Origin of the sequence: Bacillus cereus group sp. RP32, from assembly GCF_040459735.1 — a bacterium.
Lineage (GTDB): Bacteria > Bacillota > Bacilli > Bacillales > Bacillaceae_G > Bacillus_A > Bacillus_A wiedmannii.
Map to the genome: position 1 here is coordinate 3,736,717 of NZ_JARVHO010000001.1, position 13,766 is coordinate 3,750,482.

Genomic DNA, 13,766 nt, shown 5'->3' on the forward strand with positions numbered 1-13,766 from the left:
ATATTTTGGCACTTGCAGTAATACAAATGGAAGTCATAAAAATAAATATCAAAAAAGCCAAGATTCTAAAGAATCTTGGCTTTTTTGTTACTCTTTCGGAGCAATCATTTTTTTCGGATCGACAATTTCATCAAATTGTTCTTCTGTTAGTAGTCCAGATTGCAGTGCTGCTTCTTTTAGCGTTAACCCTTCTTTATGAGCATGCTTCGCAATTTTCGCTGCATTTTCATATCCGATATGCGGGTTTAATGCTGTAACAAGCATTAAGGAACGATTCACATTCTCTTTAATTACTTCTTCATCTGCTTCGATACCAACTGCACAATTATCATTAAATGAAACAATTGCATCCGCTAATAGATGAGCAGATTGTAAGAAGTTATATGCAATAACAGGTTTAAATACATTTAATTCAAAATTACCTTGGCTCGCTGCAAATCCGATTGTTGCGTCATTTCCCATTACTTGCGCTACAACCATCGTTAACGCTTCACTTTGCGTTGGATTTACTTTACCTGGCATAATAGAACTTCCTGGCTCATTTGCCGGAATAATAATTTCTCCTAGACCACTACGCGGACCACTTGCAAGCCAGCGCACATCGTTAGCGATTTTCATTAAATCAGCTGCTAATGCTTTTAATGCACCATGCGTATATACAACTTCATCATGGCTCGTTAATGCGTGGAACTTATTTGGTGCAGTAATAAATTGCTTACCTGTAAATTGGCTAATTTCCTCTGACACCATCTCCCCAAACTTAGGATGAGCATTAATACCTGTTCCAACTGCAGTACCACCAATTGCAAGCTCTTTCATATATGTATTGCTCTCTGCAATCATACGCTCTGTTTTTTCAAGCATACGGTGCCATCCGCTAATTTCTTGCCCTAATGTTAACGGTGTTGCATCTTGTAAATGTGTACGACCAATTTTTATAATATGTTCAAATGCAGTTACTTTTTCTGCTAATGTCTCTTTTAATTTCGTAATTGCTGGTAATACGTGATTTTCTACTGCAATTACACATGCTACATGAAGCGCCGTTGGGAATGTATCATTTGAACTTTGAGACATGTTCACATCATCGTTCGGATGAATATGTACGTCAGATCCCTTCTCTTTCAAAATTCGATTCCCACGATTTGCAATTACTTCATTCACATTCATGTTTGACTGAGTACCGCTACCAGTTTGCCATACGACAAGTGGAAAATGTTCATTCCATTTCCCTGCAATCACTTCGTCAGCTGCTGCCACAATTGCTTCTGCTTTTTCTTCTAATAGCTTTCCTAATTTTTGATTACTAAGTGCTGCACTTTTCTTTAAAATGGCAAATGCTTTTACAATTTCAAGCGGCATTTGCTCTGTTCCAATCGGGAAGTTTTCTTTACTACGTTGCGTTTGTGCTGCCCATAATTTATCAGCAGGAACTTTTATTTCTCCTATTGTATCTCTTTCAATTCTGTACTCCATTTTTTCATCCCCTTGAAAATAAAATACCTACATTTCTCATTTTAACAGAATTTCACCCAAATGATAAGAATTCTCACTCGTATATATAAAAAAATACCTCCTGCCATCGCAGAAGGTATTTTTTTATGATGCTTGCTTTCCTTTTTCAACGTCATCTACATACCAAATGAACTTGCCTGTGTATCCGTAAATAACTGCTAAAATTAATGAAACAAAGCTTAACCACATAAACGGAACGTATGAGAACGTTGCTACACCTAAAATACCAGCCATAAAAATACCATTATCCGACCACGGAACCATACCAGAAGTTAACGTTCCACCTACTTCTGAGTTACGCGCTAATACACGTCGGTCTATTTTTAATTTATCATAGCTATCTTCCATAATTTTCGGTGTTAAAATTAGTGATACGTACATTGCACAACCAAATATATTCGCTAAGAATGCCACGATTAATGTAGACAATGTTACATTACCTGCAGAATTTAATTTCTTCTCAAATTTTGATACGATTACTTTTAAAACACCTAGTTTTTCAAGTAATCCACCAAATCCTAAACCGAAAATAATAACGGCCACTGAGCCAAGCATACCGTTAATTCCACCACGGTTTAATAACTTGTCAACAAACTCAACACCAGATTGAATTGAAAATCCGTTATACGCTGTTCCAATCGCCTCTCCAAAGTTCATTCCTTGGAAAAGAGCTGCCCAAATTGCACCAATTAAAGCTCCCATTGCAATTGTCGGCATAGACGGTTTCTTCATCGCTAATAGAACAATAACAATGACCGCCGGAACAAGCATCCATATTTTAATATCAAATTGCTTTAATAAAGCTTCTTTTAAAAACTCTACTCGATTCAAATCTACATTATCGCCGCCATACATCCAACCAGCTACAGTAAACATAATGCTAGTAATAATGTAAGCCGGAACATCTAATACGAGCATAGCTCGAACGTGAGCAATAACATCTACTTTTGCCATAGAAGCTGCAAGAACTGTGCTATCAGAAAGTGGTGATAATTTGTCGCCGAAATAAGCTCCTGAAAGAACTGCACCAGCAACAAGTGGAAGTGGTAATCCAAGCCCTTCACCAATCGCCATCATAGCAATACCTGCTGTTCCAACTGTTCCCCATGATGTTCCTGTTGCGATAGAAGTTATCGAACAAATAATTAATGTTGCTAATAGGAATATGCTAGGGTGAATAAACTCTAATCCATAATAGATTAATGTTGGTACAACGCCACCAGCAATCCATGTTCCAATTAAAGCACCTACCGCAACTAAAATCAGTATTGCTTCTAATCCGTTAGAAATCCCTTTCGTAATTGCATCTTGCAATTCTTGATAACGAAATCCTAATCTTAATCCAAGCGCAATTACTAAAAACCATGAAATAAATAGCGCTAATTGAATTGGGAGATCAAAAATCGTTTGGAAGGAAAAGACAACAGCAAGAAATAGTAATAAAAGAACTATGATTTCTAGCATCGATGGTAATCTTACACTTTTCATTTTTTTCTCTCCTTACAAGTCGATAACATGACGTGTGTCGTCTTACATGTATGTAATATACAATTAGCGAAGACAAAACAAAATTTTCATATTATTTCGATTTATTTTTTCAGTATAATATAACACCTTTTCTATTGTAAAAGTAGATGTTACTTTTCGCAATGGAAAATATAAAAAATGTTACATTTTTATATAGAACAATCCAAAAATAACTTTTTTAATATTTGCCACAACAAAACTTTTTACTATTATCCTCCCCTTTTAAGGAATACCATTTTTCTCCACAAAAAAGCACACATCATTAAAATGATGCATGCTCTACTTTTATTTATACATATTTTGTATTTCTTCTTTATTTTTAAATATTTCCACAAACTGATCGCTACAGCCTTTCGGAAATAACACTCCGAGCCCATAGGAATGCTCAAACTGAAAATGAGGGTACTTCGCCTTGACCTCATCCCAAAATTTATACACACCGAAGTTTCGATTTTTCACCTCAATATCATGAAATAACACAATACCGTTATTCGCAAGTTTCGGTAACCATGTTTTATAATCATGAGAAACTGCTTCATACGTATGATAGCCATCAATATGCAACAAATTTATCGTTCCATCTTGAAACTGATCCACAGCGTCATCAAAAGTAGATCGAATTAAATTACCTATACTAGGATAGCTCATTTTCACCACTTTATCTACGATTTGGAAAACACCTTCTCCATATGGACCTGTATGCCCATCTCCCGTCCAAGTATCTACAGCAAAACATTTTGTAGGTAACCCTCCATCTTTTACCCCTTGACAAAAACTGAAAAAAGAAGCGCCTAGATGTGTACCTAGCTCAACTAATATTTCTGGCTTTTCAAATCTTACTAAATCATATGCGAACTCTAAATGCCCAAGCCACGCAGTATTCGCACGAATAAATGGACTATAATTATCAAATTCAAATGTTGGTTTATGAGTAACCCAGTTCATCGCGTATCTCCTTCTACACATATTTTTAACAAACCAAATTACTCTTATCTTTATTTTTTTATCGTCATGATTATGATTCTATTTCATGAAAATATGAAGAATTAATTCTTTTTTATTGTGGTAAAGCATCATATACATATGGGTCTGTAGGCGTATTGATTTTCTCTACTTTACTTACTTTTACAAGTGGAAATAGTGTTCCTTTATATGTCGTTTCATCCAACAAACCTGTTATTTTCACCCATGTTTCCTGCGGGAGCTTTTTTACGTTTTCCCCTGCAACAATCATCCCCCAGACTGATGCATCCGCAATGCAACAAGTTATGCCATATCGAGCCACTACTGCTTTATTACCCGTCACATCTTTATCCCTATATATGAACCCTGAGAATGTAATTTCTTTCCCTTTAAATCCATTAACATCTTGACTAATTATGCTCATTGTTTGAACATAGTTATTTTCCTCTACTTGTATTTTACGCTGCCCTAACATGCTTTTTGCTAATTGCTCTTCTGTTTGATAATTTGTTGGTAAATTCGAAGTTGCATCTTGCTCAACTAATACTTCTCGCCAATCAAAATTGACCTGCCTTCCTTCTTTTTCGTTCTTTTCCATACTTCTCGCCTGTACACTTTGATTCATACCCCTTTTCCCCGCTAAACTTCCGTCAATTGTTACACTTCCAAATAGAAAAGCACTAATAATTGGAACAACAAATAAAACATATACAAAGAAACTTTTCATCCCTGGTTTTAATGCTGTATGGTGCTTACAACAATTACAATCATCCTGTTTTTCTCTCCCATCTCTCCAAACTTGTAAAGAACCAAGAAGTAAAATCACTACAAAAGCTATATACGTAAATTTAATCATTTTTGGAGCGATAAAATTATAAATATTCCCTGTTACAAGTAGTTTAAATAAGAGCATTGCTAAACCAATTAAAATAATGCCACGAATATAGCGATGATAGGCCTTCTGTTCCTTTTCCTCCACTGTTTCCCGCCTCCTATAACGTTGTAATTTGCACGATTGTGTACACCGATAAAATAATAATTCCAATCAAAAAGAATACAAATCTCTTTTGAAAATAAGCAAATAGCATTAATGTATTTTTCATATCAAGCATAGGTCCAAACACAAGAAATGCGAGAAGTGCTTTTATAGAGAAAACATGTCCAAAAGATGCGGCTATAAATGCATCAGCTGCTGAGCAAATGGATAAAACATAACCAAATCCCATCATAATAATTGGGGAAATTACTTCGTTATGTGCCACTGCATCCAGTACATTCCGATCAAAAAACGTTTGAAACACACTTGCTAAAAAAGCACCAATTAATAAATACTTACCAGTATCAAAAAACTCATCTACAGTGTGATTCAGAACATCTTTCCAACTCTTTTTTTTGCTTTTTTGAACCGAAACCTCTACGTCTTTTAAAACATTTCTCCCGTGATAGCAATAATACACAATTAGACCTATGAATAGAGCAACAAGAATTGTTATCCCAAAGCGTGCATATACAACGTAATCATTTTTTTGAAACGCATATACAGTGGATAAAAGAACAATTGGATTCATAATAGGTGCACTCAGCAAAATAACAATGCCCACATGAAGTGGTAACCCCTTTTGAATGAGCCTTCTTACAATTGGTATAATGACACATTCACACATTGGAAAAAGAATTCCCACAAATACTGCTGGAATCATTGCAACAATTGGAGATCTCGGCATTACTTTTTGAATCATATCTTCTGTCACAAACACTTGAATAAGTGAAGAAACGATTACCCCTAATAAAATAAAGGGTATTGCTTCAAAAATAATACTTAAAAACACCGTATTCACATTCAACCATTCTTTTGGCATACTTTTGTGCAAATTTGCTAGACTTGTAAAATCTACAAAAAATAATAAAAAGAGAAAAATAGCGATAAGAGCTATACCTGCTAATTCTTTTGAAACTCTATTAAAGACCAACCTTCTCACCTCCATTTTATTTATATGTAAACATGTGCTTGTCCAAATGCTTCATACTACTAAAACACAAATTTTATAGTCTATTCCTATTCTTAAATCGTAATCATTATGATTTATTGTTGATTTTTTCTTTTTTATCATTTAATATAAAACGTAATCATTACGATTTAAGGGAGAGAGATTATTTTATGAAAAAAGTACCTATCACTGTATTAAGTGGTTTTTTAGGAGCTGGAAAAACTACCTTACTACATCATATTTTAACTAATAAGAACAACTTAAAAGTAGCTGTTATCGTTAATGATATGAGCGAAGTAAACATTGATGCATCCCTTATAAAAAAGGGTGGTTTTTCACGTACGGAGGAAAAACTAGTAGAAATTCAAAATGGCTGTATTTGTTGTACACTACGAGAAGATTTAATGATAGAAGTGAATCGTCTTGTTGAAAATGGGGATATCGACTATATTTTTATTGAATCTTCTGGTATAAGTGAGCCTATCCCAGTTGCTCAAACATTTACTTATACTGACGAAGTACTTAATATCGATTTAACAAAAAATTGTCGTCTCGATACGATGGTTACAGTTGTAGATGCAAATAGATTTTGGGATGATTTTGCAAATGGGGAAAGTTTATTAGACCGTAAACAGGCTATCGATGAAAATGATACTCGAGAAGTTATTGATTTACTAATAGACCAAATTGAATTTGCGAATGTCATTATTCTTAATAAAATTGATCTACTAGAAAAAGAAGATGTGATAGAACTCCATCATTTACTTCAAAAATTAAATCCCGGTGCAAAAATTATTGAATCTTCATTTAGCAAAGTACCATTACAAAAAATTTTAAATACAAATTTATTTAATTATGAAGAAGCCAGTCAATCAGCCGGATGGATACAAGAATTAAATAGCGAGCATCATACACCCGAAACTGAAGAATACGGTATCAATTCCTTTGTATATCGTCGTAAATATCCTTTCCATCCTGAACGCCTTATGAATTGGCTAGAAAAATGGCCTATAGATGTTGTAAGAGCGAAAGGCTTTTTCTGGCTCGCATCTCGTAACAATATGATAGGTCTTCTATCTCAAGCAGGTTCTTCTATTACAATTCAAGGAGCTGGTGAATGGATAGCAGCATTACCTGAAACTGAAAGAAATCAATTGATTGCAGAAGAACCAGAAGTATTAAAAAACTGGGATGAACAATATGGAGATCGAATAACTGAACTCGTATTTATTGGCATCGATATGAATCGTTCTATTATCGAACAATCATTAGATGATTGTCTATTAACAAAAAAAGAAATGACACAAAACTGGAATACATTTGTTGATCCTATTCCTGCTTTTACTTACATTTCATAATCCCCAAATAAAAAGGCTTCTGTAAACGGAAGTCTTTTTATTTTATCGTTCTCTTATTTAACAAATTTTCTTTAATTTCAATAACAACTTTACATTAAGTAAGAAATTTCAGTTTATTTTTTATACATCCTGTGATATATTGCATATTGTATCCAATATATTTTTTTGGAAGGAGGACTATATACATTATGGATCCAAATCGTTTAAAAGGAATCATTATGGTTGTAATTGGCGCTTGTTTATGGGGATTGTCCGGAACAGCCGCACAACAACTTTTTCAATATGAACATGTTTCTACTGAATGGTTAGTTACAATACGCTTGCTTATATCGGGCGTTATCTTACTCATTATTTCATCATTTGGAACGAACAAAAAAGAAATATTCGGCATATGGAAACAAAGATCTGATGCTACTAAAATGATATTGTTTGGCCTATTCGGTATGCTTGCTGTACAGTACACGTACTTCGCTTCTATTAAAGAAGGGAACGCTGCCGTCGCAACATTATTGCAATATTTAGCTCCTATATTTATTACTGTATACTTACTTTTCAAATGGAACGTTCGGCCATCAAAAATTGATTTCATTTCCATTACCCTTTCATTAGTAGGCACTTTTCTCTTACTAACAAATGGGTCTGTTCATAACTTAGCTGTTTCTACACCGGCTATTATTTGGGGTATTTTATCTGGGTTATCTCTTGCTTTTTATAGTTTATATTCCAAGACATTACTAGAAAGATGGTCTTCCTCTGTTATCGTTGGATGGGGCATGATTATTGGGGGTATTGGCGTTACGATTCTACACTTTATTTCTACAAACGAATTCATTTTATTATCGACTATGAAATATGTAAAACTAAGTACCCTACCGCTCATCACATTTGTCGTCATTTTCGGGACACTGATTGCATTTTATTTATACTTAGACAGCATACGATACCTGACTCCGAAAGAAACGACATTATTCGGTTGTACTGAACCACTCGCAGCTATTATTTCTTCTGTACTTATATTACACGTACCCTTTCAATCTTTTCAGTTATTAGGTGCTTTTTGTGTCATTGTAATGGTGCTCATCTTAAGCCAAAAACCGGATGAAGGGAAACAGGAATTAAAGTTTGTTCATGAGAAAAAAGAAAATATACAATGAAAGGATTGAATTCACTATGCCTATCCCTCAAAATTATAAAAAACAAGGAAGAGTTTCGGCAAAATCACTCGTTTTAAATCAACTACAAGATTGGATTATTGAAGGTGTACTGCAGCCTGATGAAAAAATTAATGATGGGGAATTGGCTGAAGCACTAGGAGTAAGCAGAACACCTGTAAGAGAAGCACTGCAAATATTAGAACTTTCTGGATTGGTGGAAATGATACCTGGGCAAAAAACAAAAATTGCTCCTATTAAGTTAGACGACATTCCGATCATTTATGAAACGATGGCTGGTCTTCACTCTATTATAGGAAAGCAAGCACTTCAAAACATTACAGACGCTGATTTGAAACTACTTTCTGAAATAAATGATGATTTTCAGCGCTCTATAAAGAAGAAAAACGCAAAACAAGCTTTACAACTAGATATACAATTTCACAATACAATTTCTTCTATTGCTAAAAACCAATATATTGAACCCTTTCTAGAAAATATGCACCTTCACGTTTTACGTCTTGAATACTTGTTTTTCCAAAACTTTGTTCCAGCAAGTCAATCTATTGAAGAACATCACTCTATCATTCAAGCACTACAGAAGCTGGACGAAAAACAAATGGAACAAATGATGTCTCAAAACTGGCTCCGTCCAATGAAAGAAATATCAAAAATAATTTCTACGAAATAATAATAGAGCTGGTTACATAAAATCGTAACCAGCTCACCTTTTATTAATCTATATAGCTATGCCTGAATATCTGCATAATCTTCCATATCTTCGTACTCTTTTTCCAATTCCTCTAAAGACAGCTCGTATAATTGTCGATCGCGAATTTTAAACACACCTGCTCCAATTAACTCATCAATTAAATGCCTCTTACGATTTTCAACAGCAAAACGGAGTTGACTACTCATCTTTAAAAAAACTCCTTTCTACAATCATCGAAAATGATAATCTTTATCAATTACCAATTCTGATTATAAAAGATGACTCTTTATAAGTAAAGTAATTTCATGAAATATTTACCTTACAAAGTATTTGTGGCCACATTATATATATGTATGCCTCGCGAAAAATGTTATGACACTTTTTCTTATCCTTTTTCTTTCATACTTTGCAAGTTGTCTCACTATGGTTAAATTCACCATCTATCTCTACTTGAATGGTGACATGTTCTACATGAAACTTCTCCTTTAATACATCCGTAGCCTCTTTTAGTACCCTTTGCGTTTCATTACCTGTAATAATCAAATGGCAAGTTAATACTTGAAAATCAGATGTGACAGACCATATATGCAAATCATGAACTTCTTTTACAACTGTAATATTTAATAATGTACTTTTTACCTCTTCAACATTTATGTGCTGTGGTGCACCTTCCATTAATATATGGACCGTATCACGTGTTACACGCCATCCACTAATAATGACTAAAATAGACACAAGAATACTAGCAATCGCATCTGCAGCAGTCCATCCGAAAAATTTAATACATAGCGCTGCAATAATCGCTCCGACTGATCCTAATAGATCGCCTAATACGTGTAAGAAAGCACTTCTTAAATTTAAATTGCCCTTCACATCTCCGCCTCTCATTAATATCCAAGCTGATAAAATATTAATAAGCAGACCAAGTACAGCAATAATGAGCATCCCATTACTAGCAATCTCAACTGGTTCTGTAAAACGGCGAATTGCTTCAATAAAAATATATACTGAAATGACTATAAGAACGACGCCGTTGCATAATGCCGCTAACATTTCGACTCGCTTATACCCGTATGTTTTCGCAGCTGTTGCTGTTTTTTCTCCAAGCTTAAACGCAAGTAAACTTAGCGCTAAAGATACCGCATCACTTAACATATGCCCCGCGTCAGATAGTAGTGCTAAACTATTTGTTACAAATCCGCCAATTACTTCAGCAATCATAAAACTTGTCGTTAATACGAAAGCAATTAGTAGCGCCTTTTTATTGTTAGAATGACCGTGATCATGTGAATGTCCCATACGAATGCTCCTTTAAGTGCAATATCTGTATGTTAGTATGAAACAAACTCCCCCTCTTTATCCCCCATTAATTGCCCATAAACGTCCGCTTCCTCTACCTACACACTTCGCTATTTTTCAAACAAGTCCTTTTTCTCAACAAAAAATAAGACTACTTCTTTTTCAGCTTCATATTGTTTACTAATGAAAGAAATTTAAAGGAGGTTATGGAATTGAAACGACTATTTCTCTGTATGGAACGTGAACTTGTTGTAGTGAAAGAACAATATGGTAACTATGAAACAGCGTATCACTTACAAAATATGCAGCCTACTTGTATCGCTGTTGATCCATTTCAAAAGAATCGTATATATTGCGGTACATTTGGACGAGGCCTCTGGTTAAGTGACGATAGTGGAGATTCGTGGAGACCGATTGGAGATTCTTATCGTTACTTTGATTTTCCAAAAGAAGATGGTATTTTACATTCTTCAATCACTTCCATTACGATAAGCCCTAATGAACAAGTTAACGGATATGGCGTCGTTTATGTTGGCACAGAACCGAGCGCTTTATTCCGCTCTGAAAATGGTGGTGAAACGTGGACGGAACTTAAAAATATGAAATCATTATTATCTTCTTATACGTGGGCTTTCCCGCCTAGACCTTTTACTCATCACGTACGCTGGATTACAGTTGATCCAAACAATCCAAATACAATTCATGTTTCAATTGAAGCTGGTGCTGTTATTCAAAGTAACGATAAAGGACATACATGGATTGATAAAAAATTCGGTGCTCCTATCGATGCTCATCAATTACTCATGCACCCTGAAGCCCCAAATCGCCTTTATGCATCATGTGGTGACGGGTTTATGGGCGGACCTGATCGCGCATACCTTGAAAGTTATAACAGCGGAAACAACTGGATTTCATGTAGTGACGGACTGGAGCATCATTATTTATATAGCATGGCTATCGATCCAGCTGATTGCGATACAATTCTCGTTTCTGCTGCACCGAGTGCCGATCTTGCTCATCACCGTATTCCTTATGAATCTTATATTTATCGTAAAACGAAAGATACTCCGTTCCAGCAAGTACAGCAAGGACTACCATCAGCAATCGGTACAGTCATTTCGATGCTTGCGACAAACGAAGCAGAACCACATACATTTTACACTTTAAATAACAATGGCGTGTTTCAATCCACTACTAGCGGCGAATCGTGGGAACAACTAAACATTCCGTGGAAAGATGAGTATAAAACGCAGCATCCACATGCATTACTCGTTACTAGTTCTTAACGAAAAAAAGACTGCCTACTTGTTTTAGGCAGTCTCTCTTTTATTTCTTTAAATCAATAACGATATCATCTAATATAATATCTTTCTTTTTCGCTTCTTTATTCGGCACTTCAATTTTCTTCTCTTTTCCATTCACATACTCCACTCCACCATGATTTTCAGGTGTATGCACTCGTAAGTTCACACGAGGTGTAACGATAAGCTTTGTTGCATTTTCGTTTAACTTTTGGAATGTAGCACTCCAACTACTTTTATGTGGCTCTGCTACTGTACTAGTTCCACCATTTCCTTCACCTGCATATTTATTTCCTAAATCATCTTTTATTTCTAATTCCACATCAGCGCTATCCCATATACTTCGTAACGCCTTAGATTCTTCCTGATTGAAAAAAACGATAAATGACATCGGGGTTACTTCCATTTTGTCTATATTTACTTTTATTAATTCATTTTCAGAAGCCCCATTAACCTTTACTTCCTTACTATCCATTGCCTTTAAACTAAGTGCGAAATTCCAATTCCCCTTAATTGAATTACCTTTATAATCCATTTCAATTTCTTCCATATCCCACCAAACATTTGCAACATCTAACCTTTTACTACTATTACCACTCATTGTAGTCATACCTACGTACTTTTTCTCTCCAACTTTTGTTACTTGAGAGCTTCCTCCCCCGCCATTAAACCCCATCACCTGCGGATATCCAAATATATTTGGCTTCTCCCCTAAATCTTTATCACTCTCAATAGAGTATGTGATTGTGATTGTTCTACCATCAAACACAGCATCATTAATTGTAACCTTAACCCCATTACTCTCCCGCGTCATATTCAATTCAGTCGAAAACTCTTTATAATTTTCATATAACCCTGTTCTACCATTATCTAAAAATCGAAATATATCACCTACAATTGGTAATCCCCCAGCATATGTAGGAAACCCGATACCAAGCGTTGCAACTGATAACCCTACTAAAATAGATGCAGCAGCAACACCTTTTTTCCAACTTTTCATCTTTTTCTTCGTACGTATCGATTGTTTTACATTACGTTTCACTTTTTCTTTTTCAATTTCAGAAGCCTCAATTTCCTCAATTTCTTTTTCATCTATATCAATATCATTTAATAGTTCATAAATGTCTTTCATATTGCACTACCTCCAAAACTAATTTTCGTAGCATTTTGTTGTAGTTTCTTTTTTCCACGGTACACACGATTATCGATCGCTGCCCGAGTTAACCCTAACTTATCTCCTATTTCTTCTGTCTTCATACCGAGAAGATATTTCATAATGAACACCTTTTGATCTAACGGTTCTAATTGATTAATAAGCTTCAATAACTCTTCCCTATCTTCCATAACGATTAATTCATCTTCCGCTGACTTTTCCGTACTAATATGAAACTCATCTGAAATAATTTCTACTTTCCTAGTCGCTTTCCGGTAATAATCAATCGCTTTAAATTTTGCAATTGCCGCTATCCATTTTTTAAAATCACTCGGCTCTCCATGAAATTTATTTGCGTTATTCCAAATGGAAAGAAATATATCGTTTACGCATTCCTCTATGAGTCCATCATTTTGAACTGGAATAAGAACTTTGTGCGTTATTCCTTTTATGAGTGGTAAGTATGTATCGACAACGAATTCTAGTGCATCTTCTTTTTGCCGTTGTAATCTTTTTATAAAATTTTTCTCATTTGATTTCATGTAGCGATTCCCCTTATTTTTTTGTAAAAGCTTTTACACCCTATATAACGTCTTACAAAATATTTTCTCTCATCTTTTTTATTTTTTGTATGTTATGGAATACTTTCCCTAAGCCATTGTCTCACATAACTATGTATTACAAGAAAATTTTCTCAAGTCTGCCCTTTAATTCATGTAGTACACTATTTATGTAGTGACTTTTTAACTTGATGTACATTTTATTTCATTAATCTACTATTTTAAATTAGGAGATGAGA

General features: G+C 34.8%; 13 protein-coding genes. 4 read left to right on the forward strand and 9 right to left on the reverse strand.

All coding sequences use genetic code 11. The annotated features are described in order from the left end of the window. Nucleotides 1–87: 87 nt before the first annotated feature. The 5 genes from fumC to QCI46_RS19120 form a co-directional block, all read right to left on the reverse strand. A complete protein-coding gene (gene fumC, locus QCI46_RS19100; RefSeq protein ID WP_353841166.1) occupies nucleotides 88–1,476 on the reverse strand; it encodes a class II fumarate hydratase in 1,389 nt (462 codons plus the stop codon). A gap of 123 nt (nucleotides 1,477–1,599) precedes the next feature. Beyond that, on the reverse strand, nucleotides 1,600–3,003 hold the full coding sequence (gene nhaC, locus QCI46_RS19105; RefSeq protein WP_353841167.1) for a Na+/H+ antiporter NhaC: 1,404 nt from the start codon (nucleotides 3,001–3,003) through the stop codon (nucleotides 1,600–1,602). Between the two features lie 324 nt (nucleotides 3,004–3,327). Next, nucleotides 3,328–3,987: a class I SAM-dependent methyltransferase gene (locus QCI46_RS19110; RefSeq protein WP_353841168.1), complete on the reverse strand. Its 660-nt coding sequence runs from the start codon at nucleotides 3,985–3,987 to the stop codon at nucleotides 3,328–3,330. 112 nt (nucleotides 3,988–4,099) lie between these two features. Then, nucleotides 4,100–4,984: a TIGR03943 family putative permease subunit gene (locus QCI46_RS19115; protein WP_353841169.1), complete on the reverse strand. Its 885-nt coding sequence runs from the start codon at nucleotides 4,982–4,984 to the stop codon at nucleotides 4,100–4,102. Nucleotides 4,985–4,997: 13 nt separating this feature from the next. Beyond that, nucleotides 4,998–5,990 (reverse strand): permease, encoded by a 993-nt coding sequence (locus QCI46_RS19120; RefSeq protein WP_353841170.1) that lies wholly within the window; start codon nucleotides 5,988–5,990, stop codon nucleotides 4,998–5,000. 173 nt (nucleotides 5,991–6,163) lie between these two features. Between QCI46_RS19120 and QCI46_RS19125 the strand changes: the two genes are divergently transcribed. From QCI46_RS19125 to QCI46_RS19135, 3 genes are all read left to right on the forward strand, one after another. Beyond that, nucleotides 6,164–7,351: a GTP-binding protein gene (locus tag QCI46_RS19125; protein WP_327959870.1), complete on the forward strand. Its 1,188-nt coding sequence runs from the start codon at nucleotides 6,164–6,166 to the stop codon at nucleotides 7,349–7,351. Between the two features lie 188 nt (nucleotides 7,352–7,539). Beyond that, nucleotides 7,540–8,505 carry a DMT family transporter gene (locus QCI46_RS19130; protein ID WP_098091063.1) on the forward strand — a complete coding sequence of 322 codons (966 nt, stop codon included), beginning with the start codon at nucleotides 7,540–7,542 and terminating at the stop codon, nucleotides 8,503–8,505. Nucleotides 8,506–8,521: 16 nt separating this feature from the next. Beyond that, nucleotides 8,522–9,193, forward strand: a complete 672-nt coding sequence (locus QCI46_RS19135; RefSeq protein ID WP_353841171.1) for a GntR family transcriptional regulator — start codon at nucleotides 8,522–8,524, stop codon at nucleotides 9,191–9,193. Between the two features lie 56 nt (nucleotides 9,194–9,249). Here QCI46_RS19135 and fbpA read toward each other — a convergent pair whose 3' ends face one another. Next, a complete protein-coding gene (gene fbpA, locus QCI46_RS19140; protein WP_000098301.1) occupies nucleotides 9,250–9,420 on the reverse strand; it encodes a Fur-regulated basic protein FbpA in 171 nt (56 codons plus the stop codon). 193 nt (nucleotides 9,421–9,613) lie between these two features. Next, nucleotides 9,614–10,513, reverse strand: a complete 900-nt coding sequence (locus QCI46_RS19145) for a cation diffusion facilitator family transporter (protein ID WP_327959865.1) — start codon at nucleotides 10,511–10,513, stop codon at nucleotides 9,614–9,616. A gap of 212 nt (nucleotides 10,514–10,725) precedes the next feature. On the opposite strand from QCI46_RS19145, the gene QCI46_RS19150 reads away from it, so the two are divergent. Then, nucleotides 10,726–11,799 carry a beta propeller repeat protein gene (locus QCI46_RS19150; protein WP_242251322.1) on the forward strand — a complete coding sequence of 358 codons (1,074 nt, stop codon included), beginning with the start codon at nucleotides 10,726–10,728 and terminating at the stop codon, nucleotides 11,797–11,799. Nucleotides 11,800–11,839: 40 nt separating this feature from the next. On the opposite strand, the gene QCI46_RS19155 is transcribed toward QCI46_RS19150, so the two are convergent. Continuing rightward, nucleotides 11,840–12,946 carry a DUF4179 domain-containing protein gene (locus QCI46_RS19155; RefSeq protein ID WP_353841172.1) on the reverse strand — a complete coding sequence of 369 codons (1,107 nt, stop codon included), beginning with the start codon at nucleotides 12,944–12,946 and terminating at the stop codon, nucleotides 11,840–11,842. Further along, the gene (locus tag QCI46_RS19160) at nucleotides 12,943–13,509 is read right to left on the reverse strand and encodes a sigma-70 family RNA polymerase sigma factor (RefSeq protein ID WP_327959860.1); all 567 of its coding nucleotides are present in this window, start codon (nucleotides 13,507–13,509) and stop codon (nucleotides 12,943–12,945) included. The genes QCI46_RS19155 and QCI46_RS19160 overlap by 4 nt, the downstream gene beginning before the upstream one ends. Between the last annotated feature and the right edge of the window lie 257 nt (nucleotides 13,510–13,766).

What these genes read in the sequence shown, in the direction of transcription:
- fumC (WP_353841166.1), bottom strand. Translation starts at nt 1,476, where the DNA reads ATGGAGTACAGAATTGAAAGAGATACAATAGGAGAAATAAAAGTTCCT.
- nhaC (WP_353841167.1), bottom strand. Translation starts at nt 3,003, where the DNA reads ATGAAAAGTGTAAGATTACCATCGATGCTAGAAATCATAGTTCTTTTA.
- QCI46_RS19110 (WP_353841168.1), bottom strand. Translation starts at nt 3,987, where the DNA reads ATGAACTGGGTTACTCATAAACCAACATTTGAATTTGATAATTATAGT.
- QCI46_RS19120 (WP_353841170.1), bottom strand. Translation starts at nt 5,990, where the DNA reads ATGGAGGTGAGAAGGTTGGTCTTTAATAGAGTTTCAAAAGAATTAGCA.
- QCI46_RS19125 (WP_327959870.1), top strand. Translation starts at nt 6,164, where the DNA reads ATGAAAAAAGTACCTATCACTGTATTAAGTGGTTTTTTAGGAGCTGGA.
- QCI46_RS19130 (WP_098091063.1), top strand. Translation starts at nt 7,540, where the DNA reads ATGGATCCAAATCGTTTAAAAGGAATCATTATGGTTGTAATTGGCGCT.
- QCI46_RS19135 (WP_353841171.1), top strand. Translation starts at nt 8,522, where the DNA reads ATGCCTATCCCTCAAAATTATAAAAAACAAGGAAGAGTTTCGGCAAAA.
- fbpA (WP_000098301.1), bottom strand. Translation starts at nt 9,420, where the DNA reads ATGAGTAGTCAACTCCGTTTTGCTGTTGAAAATCGTAAGAGGCATTTA.
- QCI46_RS19145 (WP_327959865.1), bottom strand. Translation starts at nt 10,513, where the DNA reads ATGGGACATTCACATGATCACGGTCATTCTAACAATAAAAAGGCGCTA.
- QCI46_RS19155 (WP_353841172.1), bottom strand. Translation starts at nt 12,946, where the DNA reads ATGAAAGACATTTATGAACTATTAAATGATATTGATATAGATGAAAAA.
- QCI46_RS19160 (WP_327959860.1), bottom strand. Translation starts at nt 13,509, where the DNA reads ATGAAATCAAATGAGAAAAATTTTATAAAAAGATTACAACGGCAAAAA.